Annotated in this window: 15 protein-coding genes and 1 riboswitch; of the genes, 13 read left to right on the forward strand and 2 right to left on the reverse strand. The window is 64.7% G+C overall.

Features of this window, described 5'->3' with window-relative positions; genetic code table 11:
• Positions 1-39 precede the first annotated feature (39 nt).
• From ACPXYO_RS12610 to ACPXYO_RS12630, 5 genes are all read left to right on the forward strand, one after another.
• Positions 40-1,074: an ABC transporter permease gene (locus tag ACPXYO_RS12610; RefSeq protein WP_423920979.1), complete on the forward strand. Its 1,035-nt coding sequence runs from the start codon at positions 40-42 to the stop codon at positions 1,072-1,074.
• Entirely contained in the window at positions 1,071-2,030 is a 960-nt protein-coding gene (locus ACPXYO_RS12615; protein ID WP_423920981.1) for an ABC transporter permease, read from the forward strand. The genes ACPXYO_RS12610 and ACPXYO_RS12615 overlap by 4 nt, the downstream gene beginning before the upstream one ends.
• Positions 2,027-3,034: an ABC transporter ATP-binding protein gene (locus ACPXYO_RS12620; protein WP_423920984.1), complete on the forward strand. Its 1,008-nt coding sequence runs from the start codon at positions 2,027-2,029 to the stop codon at positions 3,032-3,034. The genes ACPXYO_RS12615 and ACPXYO_RS12620 overlap by 4 nt, the downstream gene beginning before the upstream one ends.
• A 94-nt stretch (positions 3,035-3,128) precedes the next feature.
• Positions 3,129-4,190, forward strand: a complete 1,062-nt coding sequence (locus tag ACPXYO_RS12625) for an ABC transporter ATP-binding protein (protein ID WP_423923844.1) — start codon at positions 3,129-3,131, stop codon at positions 4,188-4,190.
• Positions 4,190-5,053 carry an endonuclease/exonuclease/phosphatase family protein gene (locus tag ACPXYO_RS12630; protein WP_423920986.1) on the forward strand — a complete coding sequence of 288 codons (864 nt, stop codon included), beginning with the start codon at positions 4,190-4,192 and terminating at the stop codon, positions 5,051-5,053. The genes ACPXYO_RS12625 and ACPXYO_RS12630 overlap by 1 nt, the downstream gene beginning before the upstream one ends.
• On the opposite strand, the gene ACPXYO_RS12635 is transcribed toward ACPXYO_RS12630, so the two are convergent.
• Positions 5,046-5,486: a hypothetical protein gene (locus ACPXYO_RS12635; RefSeq protein ID WP_423920989.1), complete on the reverse strand. Its 441-nt coding sequence runs from the start codon at positions 5,484-5,486 to the stop codon at positions 5,046-5,048. The two genes, ACPXYO_RS12630 and ACPXYO_RS12635, sit on opposite strands and share 8 nt — an antisense overlap.
• Before the next feature lie 126 nt (positions 5,487-5,612).
• Here ACPXYO_RS12635 and ACPXYO_RS12640 point away from each other — a divergent pair, with 126 nt between their 5' ends.
• From ACPXYO_RS12640 to ACPXYO_RS12655, 4 genes are all read left to right on the forward strand, one after another.
• Positions 5,613-6,815: a CaiB/BaiF CoA transferase family protein gene (locus ACPXYO_RS12640; RefSeq protein ID WP_423920992.1), complete on the forward strand. Its 1,203-nt coding sequence runs from the start codon at positions 5,613-5,615 to the stop codon at positions 6,813-6,815.
• Positions 6,816-6,881: 66 nt separating this feature from the next.
• Positions 6,882-7,949 (forward strand): 6-phosphofructokinase, encoded by a 1,068-nt coding sequence (locus ACPXYO_RS12645; RefSeq protein ID WP_423920995.1) that lies wholly within the window; start codon positions 6,882-6,884, stop codon positions 7,947-7,949.
• A gap of 82 nt (positions 7,950-8,031) precedes the next feature.
• Positions 8,032-8,140: riboswitch (TPP riboswitch) on the forward strand.
• Positions 8,128-9,264: a thiamine ABC transporter substrate-binding protein gene (locus ACPXYO_RS12650; RefSeq protein ID WP_423920998.1), complete on the forward strand. Its 1,137-nt coding sequence runs from the start codon at positions 8,128-8,130 to the stop codon at positions 9,262-9,264. It overlaps the preceding riboswitch by 13 nt.
• Positions 9,265-9,377: 113 nt before the next feature.
• Positions 9,378-10,940 carry an ABC transporter permease gene (locus ACPXYO_RS12655; RefSeq protein ID WP_423921001.1) on the forward strand — a complete coding sequence of 521 codons (1,563 nt, stop codon included), beginning with the start codon at positions 9,378-9,380 and terminating at the stop codon, positions 10,938-10,940.
• 92 nt (positions 10,941-11,032) lie between these two features.
• On the opposite strand, the gene ACPXYO_RS12660 is transcribed toward ACPXYO_RS12655, so the two are convergent.
• Entirely contained in the window at positions 11,033-13,108 is a 2,076-nt protein-coding gene (locus ACPXYO_RS12660; RefSeq protein WP_423921003.1) for an acetoacetate--CoA ligase, read from the reverse strand.
• 96 nt (positions 13,109-13,204) lie between these two features.
• On the opposite strand from ACPXYO_RS12660, the gene ACPXYO_RS12665 reads away from it, so the two are divergent.
• The 4 genes from ACPXYO_RS12665 (at position 13,205) to ACPXYO_RS12680 (ending at position 18,491) form a co-directional block, all read left to right on the forward strand.
• Entirely contained in the window at positions 13,205-13,984 is a 780-nt protein-coding gene (locus ACPXYO_RS12665) for a TIGR03084 family metal-binding protein (protein WP_423921004.1), read from the forward strand.
• A gap of 104 nt (positions 13,985-14,088) precedes the next feature.
• Positions 14,089-14,715: a dephospho-CoA kinase gene (gene coaE, locus ACPXYO_RS12670; RefSeq protein WP_423921007.1), complete on the forward strand. Its 627-nt coding sequence runs from the start codon at positions 14,089-14,091 to the stop codon at positions 14,713-14,715.
• Positions 14,712-15,656: a hypothetical protein gene (locus ACPXYO_RS12675; RefSeq protein ID WP_423921010.1), complete on the forward strand. Its 945-nt coding sequence runs from the start codon at positions 14,712-14,714 to the stop codon at positions 15,654-15,656. The genes coaE and ACPXYO_RS12675 overlap by 4 nt, the downstream gene beginning before the upstream one ends.
• 1,506 nt (positions 15,657-17,162) lie before the next feature.
• On the forward strand, positions 17,163-18,491 hold the full coding sequence (locus ACPXYO_RS12680) for an HNH endonuclease signature motif containing protein (RefSeq protein ID WP_423921013.1): 1,329 nt from the start codon (positions 17,163-17,165) through the stop codon (positions 18,489-18,491).

Genomic DNA, 18,491 nt, shown 5'->3' on the forward strand with positions numbered 1-18,491 from the left:
GGTAATTAATGCAAGGAGAGCGAGCAGAACGGAGAGTCGGTGACGAGGTACTTGGTTGGGCGCATAGGTCAGTCGCTACTGCTCGTGCTCGGCGTGATGGTCATCGTCTTTGCGATGCTGCGGGTGTCAGGGGACCCGACCAACCTGCTCGTTCCCAGGGAGGCAACCCAGGAGCAAAGAGAAGCGGCACGAGAGGCGCACGGCTTGGACAAGACCGTTGCCGAACAGTTTGTCAGCTTCGTGGGCGATTCGGCCCGTCTCAACTTCGGTAATTCTCTTCGGTACAAGATTCCGGTTCGAGAAGTGATCTTCGACCGTATGCCAGCGACGATCGAGCTTGGCATCGCGGCGATGGCCTTCGCGGTCGCAGTCGGAGTACCGCTCGGGATCTTGGCGGGCGTCAAGGCGGGCGGCCGCTGGGATGGTGCGGCGCGCGGGTTCGGCCTGCTCGGCCAGACGATCCCGAATTTCTGGCTGTCCTTGGTCTTCATTGTGGTGTTCGCGGTCAAGTTAGGGTGGTTCCCGTCGTTCGGGCGCAGCACGACTTCGATGTGGTTCCTCACCATTCCTGACAGTTCGATAGTCTTGCCGGCGGTTGCTCTCGGCTTGTTTCCAATGGCTCAGCTTCTGCGGTTCACGCGATCGTCGGTGCTGGAGATCGTCAATGAGGAGTACGTGCGCATCGCTCGCAGTAAGGGCCTCAGAGCGCCAGTCATCTACGGTCGATACATATTGCGCAACGCGCTCATTCCACTCATCAGCGTAATGAGCCTGCAGATCGGGGCGCTGCTGGGTGGATCGTTGTACATCGAAGCTGTCTTTGCCTGGCCGGGCGCCGGAGGGTTGTTGGCCGAAGCGGTGAGCAATCGTGACTTCCAGCTCGTGCAGGGAATAGCGTTCTTCGGCGCGCTCATCGTTATCCTCTTCTCGCTTCTTGCTGACGTGCTGTACACAGTCGCCGACCCGCGGATCAGAGTGGGGACGTTGCGCCAGACGCGGACCCCTCGGCCTAGATCATCTGCGGACGGTGCGTCGGCGACGATACCGAAGCCACACGGAGAGGGGATCACATGACTGATCATGCTGCTCCCAGTGGCGCCGATTTCCATGCTGGCGAGACTGAAGCCGGCCATGAAATCGACATCGAAAGGGATTTGCGGTTCCGGGCTCGGATTCGTGAGGCCCTGCGGCTGCTTCGCCGGTCCAAGGGCGGCATGTTCGGTGCCTTCGTATTCGTCATGTTGCTCATCCTCGCGACGTTCGCTCCATGGATCGCTCCTCACGATCCTCTCCAGCAGACACTGAGTGATGCCAATACTCCGCCGTTTTGGTCCGATGGGGGCTCCAATGACTACCTGATCGGCACCGACACCTTGGGACGCGACATGCTCAGTCGCATCATCTTCGGAACCCGAGTCTCGCTTGGTGTGGCTCTCGGTGGCGTCGGAATCGCCATCATTCTGGGAATGGCAATCGGTCTGATCGCCGGCTACCGGGGCGGCAAGATCGACGCCATCATCGTCGGTTTCATCAACCTGATCCTGTCGCTGCCCTACCTGTTGTTCGTGGTGTTCTTTGCCGCGGTCGTCGGGCGAAGCCTCATCAACGTGATTCTCATCTTCGGCTTCACGTCGATTCCCGTGTTTGCCCGTGTGACGCGGGGCGAGGTCTTGAAGCTACGGGAGAGCATGTTCATAGAGGCAGCAAGAAATGTCGGAGTACCGGAGGGCCAGATCCTGCGGCTGCACCTGTTGCCCAACCTCATCGGCCCACTGGCCACGCTGGCCACGTTCGAGATGTCGGCCATGATCCTCTACGAGGCCGGCCTCGGATTCCTCGGTCTTTCGGTGCCGCCTAGCACTCCGAGTTGGGGCAACATGATCAACGCCGGCCGAGGCGTGCTCACGATTCGGCCGTGGATCTCGCTCACACCGGGGGTTGCCATCGTCTTTGCCGGGCTCGGGCTCAACTTGCTCGGCGATTGGTTGCGCGACGTGCTCGATCCTCGATCTCAGCGAGTGAAGCAATGAACGCGCCAGCACTGATCGACGTGAAGAACCTTGAGGTCCGGTTCGACATCCCGGAAGGCACTGTGCATGCGGTGAACGGCGTGACTTTCTCCGTCGCCAGAGGTGAGACTCTGGCCATCGTGGGCGAGAGCGGAAGCGGGAAATCCGTGACGATGCTCGCCCTGCTGCGGCTACTCGCCGAGCCCCCGGCACGAATATCCAACGGCACAGCGACGCTCGAGACGAGCGACGGAACGGTCGGCCTCCTTCAAGAGTCTCAGCGCCGGCTGCGACGGGTTCGAGGGGCCGAGATCGGGTTCGTTGCCCAGGATCCCATGAGTTCCCTCAATCCAACGATGCGAATCTCCACCCAGCTCATCGATGTGATCCGCACCCATCTCGGTCTGTCGAGGCGACAGGCTCGCAACCGCGCCATCCATCTGCTGGAGAGAGTCGGGATACCCGACGCCCCGGGCCGCATCGATGCCTATCCTCACGAGTTCTCGGGAGGCATGCGACAGCGTGTCATGATCGCTATCGCAGTGGCATGCAACCCCCAGCTAGTGATCGCCGATGAGCCAACCACGGCACTCGACGTGACGGTCCAGGCCCAGATCGTGGAGCTTATGCACGACCTACGTGAAGAGCTCGGGCTGGCCTTGATCTGGATCACCCACGACCTCGGCGTGGTTGCCGGTTTGGCCGACCGGGTAGCAGTCATGTATGCCGGCAAGCTCGTAGAGATCTCCGATGTGGGCAGCCTGTACACGCGGCCACTACACCCGTACACCATCGGGCTCCTAGACGCTCTGCCCAAGATGGGCGACCGAGCCGACCGGTTGACCAGCATCCCCGGTCTGCCGCCCGATCTAGCTGAAGAGCCGACTCGTTGCCCGTTCGCGGATCGCTGCCCCCATGTGTTCGACCGCTGCAGAAGCGAGGTGCCGGCACTGATCGAGCCGGTCCATGGCCGATACGTCGCGTGCTTCTACGACATCGAGGCGGGGACGCCACGACATGGCTAGGCGCGGCTCGGCTGAGGTGGACCGGCCCGTCGCCAAGACGGCGGCGCCAGCCACGGCCAGGGACTCTGCTGAGCCCGTGCTCAGGGTCGTGAACATGCGAAAGTACTTCCCGGGAAAGTCGAGCGACAAGCCGCTAAAGGCGGTCGATGGCGTGAGCTTCGAGATCTTCGCCGGCGAGACGCTCGGGCTGGTCGGCGAGAGCGGGTGCGGCAAGTCCACCACCGCACGGGCCGTGCTCCAGCTCCACCGCCCTTCTTCCGGGCAGGTCTGGCTGGACGACATCGAGCTAACAAGCCTCGGCGAAAAGGAGCTGCGCAAGCTCCGACCGCGGATGCAGATGATCTTCCAGGACTCGTATGCGTCGCTCAATCCCCGGCATACTGTCGGCCGAATCATCGGCGAGTCGATGAGGGTCCACACGGAGATGACAACGCAACAGGTCAGCGACCGGGTGGTTGAGCTTCTCGACTTGGTCGGCCTGCGTGCTGCCCACCGCACCCGCTACCCCCACGAGTTCTCCGGTGGTCAGCGCCAGCGCATCAACATCGCCCGGGCGCTCGGCCTCAGCCCCGACCTGATCGTATGCGACGAGCCCATCTCCGCGCTCGATGTGTCGATCCAGGCGCAGACGATCAACCTCTTCGCTGATCTTCAAGACGAGTTCGGAATCGCCTACCTGTTCGTGGCCCACGACCTCTCGATGGTGGAGCACATCTCCGACCGAGTCGCGGTGATGTATCTCGGACACATCGTCGAACTCGCCCAGACCGAGACTCTGTTCGAGGCGACGCTTCACCCGTACACGCAGGCCTTGCTGTCGGCAGTTCCGATACCAGATCCCGTGGCCGAGGCCAGTCGGACCCGTGTTTCTCTCGTCGGAGAGGTTCCGAGTCCTGCGGCACCACCACCCGGTTGTGTGTTCTCGACCCGCTGCCCTTTGGTTGTCGACCGCTGTCGTGCTGAGGTGCCCGAGTTGCGTGAGATCACCCCCAACCACTGGGTTGCGTGTCATCTCGCTGATGGGAAAGGTTCGTCGATCGTCGGCGAGTCTCGAGGAAGATTGGCGGGTCACGACGGCGACCTCACCGCGTCGCCCACAGCCCAGAGCCATCACCTGACCCTTCCAGCGCAGTCCACTTTCCCAACGGACCCTTGATGAGGTTCGTGTCGTACAACATCCAGTACTCAAAGGGCAAGGACGGTTGCTACGACCTCGAGAGGATCGCCGACGCGGTACGTAGCGCCGACGTGATCGCACTACAGGAAGTCGTACGCAATGTCGAGGCGCTTCCTGACAAGGATCAACCAGCCCGGATAGGCGAGCTGCTCGCTCAGCATCACTGGGTATACGGACCCAATGTCGATCTTGACGCGAACTCGAGAACTCCCGATGGGTCAATCGAGCATCGTCGACTTCAGTTCGGCAATATGGTCCTTTCCCGCTGGCCGATCCTCTCGTGTCGGAACCTGCTCTTGCCGAGAGTACGGGTCATCGATGCCCATGGCGAACAGTCTGGCGCGCTCGAAGCAATCATAGATGCTCCGTCTGGGCCTCTTCGGTGCTACTCAGTCCATCTCAATCCTGTCAACTCCCGGCTGCGGAGAACAGAGATCGAGTATCTGCTGCCGCTCATGTTTGGGGTCCCCTTCAATGGGGCGTCAGTCACCGGAATCGAATGGATGGGCATCGGCGAGAGCCCTGCGCCAACCGAGTTCGTGGTGATGGGCGACTTCAACCTGACTCCAACGCCAACCGAGTATCCACTCATCGTCGGCGAGGCTGACTACTACTACGGCCATACTCTCGCCGGTGACCGGCTCGTGGACACATGGACTGCGGCCGGCAACTCCCTCGACGAGGGAATCACCTGGTACGACGAGAGTCGAGGATTCGCGGTCGGTTTGAGGCTCGACTACGGATTCGTGACGCCGGGCCTAGCATCAAGGGTCGAGTCAGCGTGGATCGACGTCGACGCGGTCGGGTCGGACCACCAGCCAACGTGGTTCAAGCTCAACTAGGTCTGTCCCTGTGGGTGCCGATCCAGCGTTCGGTGAACGCGTTCGCCACGGGGGTGCGTACAGGTGTCTTGAGGATCTTCATACGTTCGGTTCTGAAGATCTCGTCGAAGGCGTCGATGAACTGGTTGCCGCGGTCGCGCACGAGCGCACGCGTCCCAGCGAGTCCGTCGGCATAGCGCAGGAACAGGTTCCGCGCCGCTTGGGTGGCCCGCACGCCGGTGGGGTGGTCCGTGATCCCTGCGAAGTACACGGTCCGGGTAGGGATGTCGATGAAGAACAGCAGGTAGAACCTGCACAGCGTGACGATGTCGATGGTGGCGAAGTCGCAGGCGCTCCGAGTGCGACCGTGGACCCGGTCGAGCGGAATCCAAATGTGGAGTACCCCCCATTTGAAATGTGGAGCCCACCTGTATCGGCACTCCCGGGCGTGCAAGACCGTAGGTCAGCGCACATGAAGTGCTAACTCGCCATGAAGCCACGCCGCAAGCGCCGGGCACTCGTTTCGAATTCGCTCTGGCTCTGAAATGGGCTGGCTTTGCGTGTCAGACTTCGCTGCGCAATGGCGGAATCGGGTGCGAACGGCGCTGATCAGCGGCCCTTGGAGGGCATCCGGGTGTTGGACTTCACCCGCGTCGTGGCCGGGCCGCTCGCAACGCGGATGATGGCCGATCTGGGAGCCGAGGTCATCAAGATCGAACCGGTCGACGGTGATCTGTGCCGGACGTTCCCGCCGTATGTCGAGGACGGCCTCAACCCGTACTTTTGCCAGCAGAACGCCGGCAAGCGGTTCTGCTCAGTGGACTTGCGCGCACCGGGAGCCAGCGAGCTCGTGCGGGAATTGGTGAGCCACTGCGATGTGGTCGTGGAGAACTACCGACCAGGTGTCATGGCCAAGTTCGGCCTCGGTCCGGACGAGTTGTGCGCAACGCACCCGGCGCTCGTGTACTGCTCGGTGACCGGATTCGGCCAGACCGGTCCTTGGGCCGAACGGCGTGCCTACGCGCCCGTCGGTCATATGGAGTCGGGCTTCATCGAGTACAGCATGCGCAAGACAGCCGCCGCAGCTGAGAACCCGGCGCTGGTGGTGGGCGACATCGTGACCGCTATGTCCGCCGCGAGCACTATCAACGCGATGCTGCTCAAAGCAGCGCGGAGCGGCCGGGGCGGGCACATCGATGTCTGCATGGTCGAGGCGATGGTGTACATCCAGGAATGGTCCGCCCTCGAGCTGGCGGGCGGCTGGGACGGACCAAATGCCGGCAGCGGTCACGAGTGCCCGATCCTGGTCCTGCCCGACGGTCGGGTGTGGGCCATCGCCGGCAACCCGGCGGCGTGGTTCGACGACACGATGGCCGTGATGGGCAGGCCCGATCTGGCTGACGACCCCCGTTTCGCGACACCGGAAGCTCGCATGGAGAACCGGTATGAGCTCTACGCGGAAATGACCCAATGGGCTGCCGGTTTCGCTGACTTGGACGAGTTCCGGCGCGTTCTCGAGGACGGCACAGCGTTCAGCGTGGCCGAAATGCGTTCGATCACCGAGTTGGCGGCAACGGACTGGGCGGCCGATCGAGGACTGCTGGCACAGACCAGTGCCGGCTACGCCGTGCCTGCGCGGCCGGCATTGGGCCACGGGATCGGCACCAATGGACACGTCGCGAGGCGCGGTGCCGACAACCGCGAGGCGATCGGCGGGCTGCTCGGGCTGGACGACACCCGGCTCGACGAGCTCGAGGCCGCCGGGGTGCTGGTCACGGACTGAGCCAACCCATCGAGTGTCAAGCCGACGAGGATCGAGCCATCGTGCCGTCTCGCGTAGCTTGAGCCCGTGCGAATCGGAGTGCTCACCGGAGGCGGCGACTGCGCAGGGTTGAACGCGGCTATCCGGGCCGTCGTGCGCATGGCCGGTCACGAGCTGGACCGCAGCGTCGTCGGGTATCGGCGGGGCTGGAACGGAGTGCTCGACGGCGACAGCATCACACTCGATGCCGAGGCGATGCGGGGCACGCTGCCTCGAGGCGGCACGATGCTCGGGACCTCGCGCAGCAGCCGCCGGCTGGAATCCGAAGGCACGGCGCCGTTGATCGAACAGCTCGAGCGTGACGACGTCGAGGCACTGGTGACGATCGGCGGGGACGGCACGCTGATCACCGCAGGCCGGTTGTCCGAAGCGGGGTTTCCCGTCGTCGCTGTGCCCAAGACGATCGACAACGACGTCTTCGGCACCGACATCTGCATCGGGTTCGACACGGCACTGGGTGTCGCGACCGAGGCGGTCGACCGGCTGCACACCACGGCAGAGTCGCACAACCGGATCATGGTGCTCGAGGTGATGGGACGCGAGGCCGGACACATTGCGGCCGGGGCAGGCATCGCCGGGGGTGCTGCCGCGATCCTCGTTCCCGAGGCACCGTTCAACATCGACGAGATCGCCGAGCGCCTCGTCGCGCGACACCACCGAAGCCGCAATGCGTCCATCGTGGTGGTCGCCGAGGGCGCCATTCCCGACAGCAGTGTCGAGATCCCCGATACGGGCGCCGACGAGTGGGGCAATCGCATCCTCGACGGCATGGGCCAGTTCGTCGGCGAGCAACTGGCCGAACGCACCGGCTTCGACACTCGCACGACTGTGCTGGGGTACATCCAGCGAGGCGGGCCGCCCTCACCGGCGGATCGGCTTCTTGGCAGCCGGCTCGGGGCTCGTGCGGTGGAAGTCCTCATGGAAGGACAGTCGGGCTGCATGGTGGGCGTGCACTCGGTCGGGATCGCGCTGCGACCACTCGCTGAGGTGGCTGGTCGCACTCGATACCTCAGCCAAGACCAACTCGAGATGCTGGATCTCATCTCGACGGCGCCGGTGCTGACCCGGCACAGCAAGTCGCGTCGCTGGTTCTGAGCGCTTCAGATCACGCTTCTCGGCGCCGGATTGGGTGCGGCGACGACGAAGCAAACGGCATCGCACGGTAGGGTGACGTCAACAACACAAACCGGGGAGCCCATAGGGCTGAGAGGGCGACACCTGTGCCGTCGCCGACCCGAGAACCTGATCTGGGTAATGCCAGCGGAGGAAGCATATGACCACCCACCTGCTTTGTAGGCCGTTCCGTCTCGCTGTCGCCGTTGCAGCCGCGATGTTGCTGGTGGCAGCGTGCGGCGACGGCGAAATCCCTGAGACCAACACACCCGTTCCGCCTCAGACCGACGAGCCGTCGGCTGCGGGGGCACCCGCCACCGAGGAGCCGGCCGACGACGGGCTATCGATCGCTGGAACGACGGTCACGCTGATCAGCCACGACTCGTTCAACCTGTCCGAGGGAACGCTGGAGGAGTTCACCGCACAGACCGGTGTGACGGTGGAACTGCTTGAGGTGGGCGATGCGGGCACGCTCGTGGCCCAGGCGATACTCACCAAGGATGCGCCGCTGGGCGATGTCCTCTTCGGTATCGACAACACCTTCCTGCAGCGGGGCCTCGACGCGGGCATCTTCGTCCGCTACAAGTCCCCGGCACTCGCCGGCGTGCCAGACGACCTGCAGCTGGATCCGCGACATCGGGTCACTCCCGTGGACTACGGCGACGTGTGCGTCAACTACTGGAAGGACGCAGTGCCGCGGGTGCCGGAGAGCCTTGATGATCTGACATTCCCCGAATTCGCCGACCAGTTCGTCGTGCAGCATCCCGAGACCTCCTCGCCGGGCCTCGCGTTCCTGTTGGCAACTATTGCGGCGTTCGGCGATGGCTGGGAGCTCTACTGGGAGGATCTGCGTGCGAATGGCGTGACGGTGACCGCGGGCTGGGAGGACGCCTACTACGGCGAGTTCACTGCCGGCGGCGGCGACCGGTCGGTGGTCGTGTCGTACGCCTCCAGCCCTCCGGCTGAGGTGATCTACGCCGACCCTCCGACAGACGTGGCACCCACTGGGGTCATCACCGAGTCGTGCTACCGCCAGATCGAGTTCGCCGGAATCCTCGCCGGGACCGACAACGAGGCTGGGGCACGTGCGCTGATCGACTTCATGCTCAGCGAGACCTGGCAGAACGATGTACCGCTCAACATGTTCGTGTACCCGGTCATCGAAGGCGCGACACTGCCGCCCGAATTCGTCGAGCACACGGCGGTGCCTGACGATCCGCTCATGCTCGACCCGGCTGAGATCGAAGCCAACCGCGATGCGTGGACCGAGCGCTGGGTGGAGATTGTCTTGCGCTGAGCGCGCCGCCCTCTCAGAGAGATGTGACAGTGGCCCGGTCGCTGAGGCGGCGATCCGCAGCACCGGCTCTCGGTTGGACAATCGCTGCTGCCGCGCCCCTCGCGTTCGTGGGGGTGTTCTTTGCCTACCCCGTCCTCACCGTCGTCGCGGACGGACTCAGTGGCCTCGGGGACCTGCTGGGGCGTTCGGCGATTCGCGGCGTGCTGTGGTTCACGGTCTGGCAGGCCGTCGCCTCGACTGGGCTCACCCTTGCTGTCGGGATTCCTGCTGCGGCAGCTCTGGCGCGCCTGCGGCCGAGGACTCGGCGGATCGTCCGAGCCGTCATCACCGTGCCGTTTGTGCTGCCGACGGTGGTCGTGGCCGGCGCCTTCGAGGCAACCTTCGACCGGTTCGGTCTCGATGAAGGAACGCTGTCGCTGCGCCACACCGTGTGGGCGATCCTTGCCGCTCACGTCTTCTTTAACTACGCCGTGGTGGTGCGGACCGTGGGCTCGTGGTGGGCCGGCCTCGACGGTCGCAACGCTGACGCGGCGGCTGTGCTCGGCGCTACGCCGGTGCGCACCTTCCGATTCGTCACCTGGCCGCTGCTGCGGCCCGCAGTCGCGGCATCGGCGGCTGTCACGTTCTTGTTCTCGTTCACCTCGTTCGGAGTGATCCTGATCCTCGGCGGCCCGGCGCGTGCCACGGTTGAGACCGAGATCTACCGGTATGCCATCACGCGGCTCGACTTTGCTACGGCGTCGGCGCTGGCGCTCTGCCAGCTTGTCGCCGTGGCAGCGCTGGTCACGCTGGCGGGTGTGGCCGAACGGCGACGGGCAGTCGCTCGGCGGGCGCCCGGACGCACGGCACCCCGACGTCGCCACGGGGTGATCGCCGTGAATGCTGCTGTGGCAGTGCTGCTGCTCGGCGTGCCGATCGGCACATTGGTTGAGCGGGCGTTTGCGACCGGCGACGGCTACGGATTCGCCAACTTCACGGCGCTCACCGAACGTGTGCAGATGCTGCCGGCGACGGCGCTCGCCGCCCTGGCGCACTCGCTGGGATTCGCGGCGCTGGCGACGGCGATTGCCACAGTCGTGGGTGCACTCGCGTCGATCGTCGTCGTGGGGGGCCGCGCTCGGGCGTTGGCCGTCGCACGGGGCGCGGCGTGGCTGCGGCGCCTGTTCGATGTCGGGTTGACGTTGCCGCTCGGTGTTTCTGCAGTGACGGTGGGACTCGGCATGCTGCTGGCGCTGGACACGCCCCCGTTGGAGTTCCGCACGGCGTGGTGGATCATTCCCGTCGCGCACGCCCTGGTGGGGATGCCCTTCGTCGTCCGGACGTTGGTGCCGACGCTGCGATCAATCGACAATCGGTTGCGGGAGGCGGCCGCAGTGCTCGGTGCGTCCCCGCTGCGAACGCGCCGAGAGGTTGACGTGCCGATTGCGTCACGAGCGGTCGCGGTCGGTGCTGCGTTCGCCTTCGCTGTGTCGCTCGGCGAGTTCGGTGCGACGGCGTTCTTGCCGCGGCGACCCGACACGCTGACCGCACCGCTGGCGCTGTTCCGCTTGCTCGGCACGCCGGGGGAGAGCCTGCGTGGACAGGCGATGGCGCTCGCAGTGGTGCTCATGGCCACGACCGCCGCTTCGGTGCTCGTCATCGAAGGACTTCGCCGCACCGACGAATCACTGTTCTAGCGAGCGGCGCGCCGCGGCGGCATCGCGATCGATTCGGCACGGCGCCGACCTCCAATGGAGTGTCCCGCGCTCCCATGATCATGTCCCTGCCCCTACAGCTCGAGGGCGGGATGACCGGCGAAGTGGACTAGCGCATCAGGGTCGTCGATGGCCTCGACGTTTGCGACGGGTTGGCCTTCGATGACATCCCGAACGGCGAGCTCCACCAGCTTTCCTGACCGCGTGCGGGGAATCGCGGGCACCTGGGCGACCACCGCGGGCACGTGCCGGGGCGACGCTCCAGAGCGAATCTGCGAGCGGATCTTGCCGGTGAGCTCATCGTCGAGCGTCAGCCCTTCGCGCAGCTTCACGAACAGCACGACACGGGTGTCGGTGCTGGTCGTCGATCCTTCGGGGGCAGTCACCCGCTGACCGATGACCACGCTCTCGAGCACCTCGTCGATCCGGTCGACCTGGCGGTAGATCTCCGCCGTGCCGATGCGTACGCCGCCGGGATTCAGCGTGGCGTCCGATCGTCCGCTGATGATCATCCCGCCGCTCGGCGTCCACTCAGCGAAGTCCCCGTGATGCCACACACCTTCGAAGCGATCGAAGTACGCAGATCGGTAGCGCATGTCGTCAGGGTCGTCCCAGAAGTGCAGCGGCATGGACACGAACGCATTTCGGCACACCAGCTCGCCCTGCGTCCCGGCACTGAGCGAGGCGCCGTCGGCGTCAGCCACGTCGACCGCCAGGCCGAGCGCCGGCACCTGGATCTCGCCACGGCGGACAGGGCCCATCGGGTCACCGATCACGAAGCCGCCGCAAATGTCGGTGCCTCCCGAAAATGACGCCAGGTGAACGTCGGCCTTCACCTGTTCGTACACCCAGTCGAACCCCTCGGGCGCAAGCGGCGAGCCTGTTGATGCAATGGCGCGCACGCCCTCAAGCGCATGGGTCTGGGCCGGCCGCAGACCCGCTTTCATAGCTCCCTCGATGAACTTGGCGCTGACGCCGAACAGCGTCACACCCCAGTCGTCTGCCACATCGAAGAGCCGGGCCGGGCCTGGGTGGAAAGGCGATCCGTCGTACAGCACGAGCGATGCCCTGCTGGCCAGCCCGGCTACGAGCCAGTTCCACATCATCCAGCCCGTGGTCGTGAAGTACAGCACCCGGTCGCCGGGGTGGACGTCGAAGTGCAGGCGCTGCTCGCTCCACAGCTTGAGCAGCGCGCCGCCGGCCCGGTGGACGATGCACTTCGGCTTTCCGGTGGTTCCCGACGAGTACAGGATGTACACCGGCTGGTCGAATCCGAGCCGAGTGAATGTGAGGTCGTCGCCGGTTGCCGACGTGTGCGGCTCCAGCCAGGCCGACCACTCCGTCAATGCATGAGTTCCAGCGGCGTCGTGGACGACACCCGCGGAGCGGTCGTATGGCGCGATCACGAGCCGGCGAAGCGGCACGCCGGCGTTCGCCAGGCTGGCGGCCACTTCGGCTGCTTTGGCGGCGGTGCGATGCCGGACGCCGTTGTAGTAGTAGCCATTGACGGCGACCAGTACGGCCGGGGCGATCTGACCGAAGCGGTCCAGCACGCCGTCGATGCCGAAGTCTGGACTGACCGACGAATACACGGCGCCCAGCGATGCTGTCGCCAGGAACACGATGACCGCCTCGGGGCCGTTGGGAAGCATGGTGGCCACCCGGTCGCCTACGCCTACGCCGTCGGCGGCCAGCGCCCGCTGGCAGGCCGCCACTTCCGCCCGGAGCTCACCGTGCGTCATCGTTGCCTCTACGACGTCCTCGCCGATGAAGATGAGAGCACTGTCGTCCGCAGCAGGCCCCCCGGAAGAAGTTGGCCTCAGGTAGTTCTCGGCAATGTTCAGGTTCGATCCGGCGAAGAACTCGAGACCGGGCTGGGGCTCTGGAGCGCCGCCGCCAGCGTCACTGCTCAAGAACTCTGCGCCCAGCTCGCCGATGCCGTCGCTGAAGTCCCACACGGCCCGCCAGAACTCGCTGGGTTGGCGAACCGACCATTCGTGCAGCTCCCGGTACGTGTGCTGATCGAGCCCAAGACCGACGTCGGCAGCGAAGCGCCACAGCTGAGTTGAGCGACGCCGCTGCGCATCTGGCCGCCACAGCACGCCCTCGTCGGACCCCGGCCCGTGGCCACTGTCTGTTGTGCTGCTCATCGAGCGCAAGTTACTCATCTGCCGCTGCGCATCGGGCCAGCGCAGGTCCCTGGCACCCCAGAATCACACTGAGGGGCGCGGGTAGGGTCCACCGTCATGGACGGGATCTGCGACGACCTTCAAGCTGAGACCGAAGCGCTCGGCGACGTGGTCACCGACATCAGCGAAGAGCAATGGCGCCTGCCCACGCCAGCGGAGGGCTGGGACAGCCGCGAGACGATGGTGCATCTGGGCATGACCGATTGGGTGGCGACAGTCGCCGTCGTCGATCCCGAGGGCTTTGGTGGCTTCACGGCCGCCGCCGCGCGGGGCGAGATGGATCTGCACACGGCAGCGGGAATCGACTTTGCTTCCATGTCTGGTGCGCAGATCTGGGACTGGCTGTGCACGGAGCGAGCCAAGATGGTGGCGGCGGTTCGGCCGCTGGACCCCAAGGACCGGATTCCGTGGTTCGGCCCCTCGATGGGCGCCCTGTCGTTTGTCACCGCCCGACTCATGGAGACGTGGTCGCACGGGCACGACGTGGCCGACACACACGGTCGGGAGTTGCCCCGCACTGATCGGCTGCGCCATGTAGCGCACATTGGGGTGAGCACCCGCGGCTGGAGCTACATGAACCGGGGCCTTGAGGTGCCCGCCGGACCGGTACGGGTAGAACTTGATGCCCCGAGTGGGGCTGTGTGGACCTGGGGGCCGCAAGACGCTGTCGACAAGGTGAGCGGCGACGCCTATCAGTTCTGCTTGGTGGCCACCCAGCGTCGCCACCACTCCGAGACCGATCTTGAGATCCAAGGTCCCCTGGCGGTGGGCTGGATGGATATTGCGCAGGCCTTTGCCGGTCCTCCGACCGACGCAGCGAACCGCCGCACGGCCTAGCCCCGGCCGCCGGGTCGCTGTGCTGATCGTCGCTCCAAGGGGGTCGCTGTGCTGATCGTCGCTCCGGGGGTCGCTGTGCTGATCGTCGCTCCCAGGGGGTCGCTGTGCTGATCGTCGGGCTGACTGGGGGGATCGGCGCGGGCAAGAGCACCGTCGCGGAATTGCTTTCCTTCCACGGAGCCGCTGTCGTGGACGTGGACGGCCTGGGCCGCGAGGTCATCGCCCCAGGGGGATCGGCGGTCGATCCGGTAGTCGAGCGCTTCGGCGACCACCTGCGCGGACCTGACGGCGGCATCGACCGGCCGGCGCTCGCAGCGATCGTATTCAACGATCCTTCGGAGCTCGCCGCGCTCAACGAGATCAGCCACCCCGCCATCGACAGCCTCCTCGACGAGCGGATCGAGACGATTGCGGCAAAGGGCGCAGTTGATGTCGTCGTGCTTGACATGGCGGTATTGGTGGAGAGCACTTTGGGCCGCGACACCCGGTATCCCTATGAAGTGGTGGTGACGGTCGAAGCGCCGTCCGATGTACGACTGCAACGACTTACGGGCCGCGGCATGACAGCCGACGACGCCAAGGCCCGCTTGGCCTCTCAAGCCGCCGATGACCAACGGCGCGAAGCGTCGAACTTCGTCATCGGTAACGGTGGCGGCACCGACGAATTGGCCGATGCGGCAAGGCAGCTGTGGGACGCTCTGCGCAGTCTTGCGGACGAGCGTGCCGCATGAGCGCAGCAGCGGCGTCACCTTCGGGCCGGCCAGCCCGCAATGGTCAGCCCGGCGATCAGCCACAAGGCGGCGTTGGGTCCGCCGGCGATCGAGGGAGCGAGCAGCCGGTCCGCTACCCGCCTCAGAACCACATTCTGCGACATCTGCGTCTCAGCCACCAGATGTCGTCCGACGGTTCGCTCACCGCGACTATGCCGATCTTGGACGATCTGGCCGACGGTCCGCTGGCCGAGGGGGGCTGGCTGCGGCTCGGCGCCGTCGCTACCTTGGTTGACTCGGTGGCCGGTCACCACGCCGTCCTCGTGGTGTCCCCGGACTGGTCCGCCACGCTGCACCTGTCGACGGTGCTCGCAGCACGGGCGCAGGGTTCGATGGTGACCGCCCGGTGCTCGCCGCTGCGAATAGGGCGCAACCAGGTGGTCACCGAGACCTCGGTAACCGACGAGGCCGGAACGGAAATCGCACGCTCGACGTGTACGTACGCACGGCTGCCCCGCCGCGACGACACGCCGGTGGTGGATTCGACGGCACGAGACAACACCGTCCACTACCGGGAAGATCACGAGGTGAACCCCCGGCCGCCGCTGGACGACTACTTGCGCATCTCGCCAGTGCCCGGCGAGCCGCGCATCGAGCTGCCGATGCACAACCGCATCCGCAACTCGTTCGGCTCGTTGCAAGGCGGGGCTTCGATCGTGGTTGCCGAGGTCATGGCGACACATCTGGCTGGGATGTGCGATGGGGGCGGGCGCCGGGCCCGTTGTGTGTTCGCAGACATGCACTACCTGGCGCCGGCACGTGGCGGGCCGTTTCGCGTCGACGGCGAGGTGTTGGCCCGAACCGGACATGTGGTGACCAGCCGCACCCGCATCTTCGAGACGGCCGGCGACTCAGACCGCCTGCTGCAGACCGCTACTGCCACTGCTGAATTCCTGGACTGAGAGCCTTAGCGGATAGGCGGCAGTGCCCGGCAGCCCCGATGTCCTGGACTCTGCGCAGAAATGCCGCCACAGACGGCAAATTTGCACACAGACAGCGTGACAGCAACTTTCCGAGACGTCACCTATCCGCGCGGCCTCTAAGAACTTGGGGCTTGTCGGGCTGCTGGCCCCCCACCCCGTGATGGTCACGCCACAGAATTAGGCTTGCTCATCTGAGCATGCCGGCAGCGCTGAGCCGGCTGCGTGGCTGGCGATAGGCGAGAGCGGTGGAGGGCAGGATGCGCAGGCATCAGTCGAAACGAACGTCGCGGCGGGGACCTGTGAACGCTGCGAGCAAGGGCAGCTGAGCCGCGGGGAAGATCGTTCTTGCGGGTGTTGTTGTCGCAGCGGTCGCCGTGGCTGTAGTCGCTGTGGTGGTTACGCGGTCGTCGGGGAGCAGTGAGGTCGATGGAGCCCGAGGGTCGCCCGTGCCGACCGCGCCGGCTGCCACTGAGCCTCTTGCTACGACCACCCAGCCCGACCCAGCTCCGACAATCGTGGCTCCGGCCACATTGAGTGAGCAAGCCGAGACGGCCACCTCCCAAGCAGTCGAGACAGTGCCGACGACCAGCACTGCACGAGCTACTACTCAACCTGACGAGACCGGCTCCGTGACCGAGGAGGAAGAGGAAGTTTTTCCAGAGCCTGTTGCTTTGAATTCTTCTTGGATAGCGCATCAGGAAGCAACTCTCAAGCTGGTTGAAGAATGTGGATACTACGACACCACAAACTCTGCATATAAGGAATGACCACAAACTCTGCATATAAGGAATGCGAAGATCCTGAAGACACTCAGAAGTTGATTCAGATGCAATCTGATTTCTGCGGCTGCGAGTTCGACAAGAGAGCCGGACAATGCAGAGGCTATCGCTTTAGTGCTTTCACAGATCTGATTCACTCCCTGATGTGTTCTGACGGTTGGATCCCGTCAATCGACCCCGAGAAATACGGCAATGAAGCTTTGTGTTTCCACCCTGACCACCCGATACATGAAAGGTGGAGGTGAATAAAGCCTCATAGCCTCAACTGGTAGCAGAACAGCTCTAACAGGCCCGCCACCCCTTCTCCGAGGACGGGGTGGCGGGCCTGAATCAAGACTGTGAAGTAAAGTGTTGAGATGGTCTATGGGAGTTCAGCTGTGAGTGGCGGCGACTCGCTGGCGTATTCACATGCAGCTCGGTTGTCGCGCAAGTTCAGTGAGTTGTCAATGTCTCGGTGATCGCCATCAAGTCTGGTTATACGCGACATCCAGTTCATCGCGTAAACGAATGCCCTGGGGTCGTGCGCCATCGTCCGGCTTTCGCTGAAGCACTTTCGATCCTTTGAGAGCCACATTTTGACGCACATATGAATTGAGCTACGACCAATTTGCCGTGGACCCATTTCTCGCCTCCATTCTCGAAGATTCACTGAAATTGAAGCGCGCGAGTGTTTGCAATTGATGACGTACAAGTGTATGCTTTATCTATGTTCATCAACCCGCCTGTGTATCGCAGTTACGGCAACGGATCGGCTGACGGCACAGTCAACTCGACCGGCGACGGCGACGGTGTCGACGCTGCGTTCGACGACGTTGCCGATGTAAATCTGTGCGAGCTCAGTGCTCGCGATCTGATGGACCGGGTCGTGGGTCTGGTGGCTGAGCGGAACCGTATCGAGGGGGAGTATCTCGCGTCTTTGGGTGAGCTGGCGTCACGCAATGGCGCTCAGTCTGCGGCGTACCAGTTGCGGGAGCTGACCCGCATGAACGGCCCTCAGGCACGCACCGAAGCCCGGCTCGCCGAGAGCCTCGTCGAGCACGACATGACCGCCACGCTCGATGCGCTCAAGTGCGGGGAGATCCAGACGTCTCACGCGAAGGTGATCGCACGGGAGGCTCCTAAGAAGCATCGTCGCAGCGAAGAAGAGTTCTTGGAGCTGTGCGGGGCGTATCCCTCTGACACGGTTGCGCGTCACCCGTTTGCCTATGTGAGCCAGCAGGTGTACGCGGATATTGAGGCAGAGTCCACTGCGAAGGGACTTGGCCCGGTCGACGCGGAGCTCGAGTTGCAGCGCGCCGAGCGCTCGGGATCGATGCGGCTGGGCGCCGACGGCATGTGGCATCTGTGGGCCACGTTCGATTTCATCACCGGCCGTCACCTCAACGCGACGATCCAAGCCGCGATGCGAACGCTGCGCCGCCGCGCCACCGATGACGCCAGCGGCACCGGCCGTGCCGGCATCGACGTCGACGGCAGCCTCGGCAGCGACATCGAGCCGACGAGTGCTCAGCTCGCTGCCGATGCGATCGGCGCGCTCATCACCGGCTCCGCCAAGGTGCGGCGGGCGAACACGAGCCTGGTGATAGTGGCTGACTACGACATCGTGAACGATCGGCTCGCCAACCCCCGCCTTGACGACGGCACGCCGCTGTCAGCGCGGATGCTCGCTGAGCACGCCGTTGACGCAAAGGTGTTGCCTGCCGTGTTCAAGGCCGACTGGTCCGAGCTGGCCCTGGGTCGCGCTCGCAACGCCAGCGACGCCCAGCGGCTCGTGCTTGCTGTCCGCGACGGGGGCTGCATCGGCTGTGAGCTCACCAGCGAGCACACTCAAGCTCACCACATCGACTATTTCGAGAACGGCGGCCTCACCGAGATTCCCAATCTGGCGTCGATGTGCGAGCCGTGCCACTTGGACCTGCACCAACACGACCGCCATATCCACACCCCACCCGACGGCCGCCCCCGGCTGCTGCCGCCAGAACCCCACAACACCAGCCGGCCCGCCCGAGCACCAGCCACCGCCCGCAGCCCATAA

The sequence above is a fragment of the Candidatus Poriferisodalis sp. genome, assembly GCF_965237655.1.
Taxonomy (GTDB): Bacteria; Actinomycetota; Acidimicrobiia; order Acidimicrobiales; family Poriferisodalaceae; genus Poriferisodalis.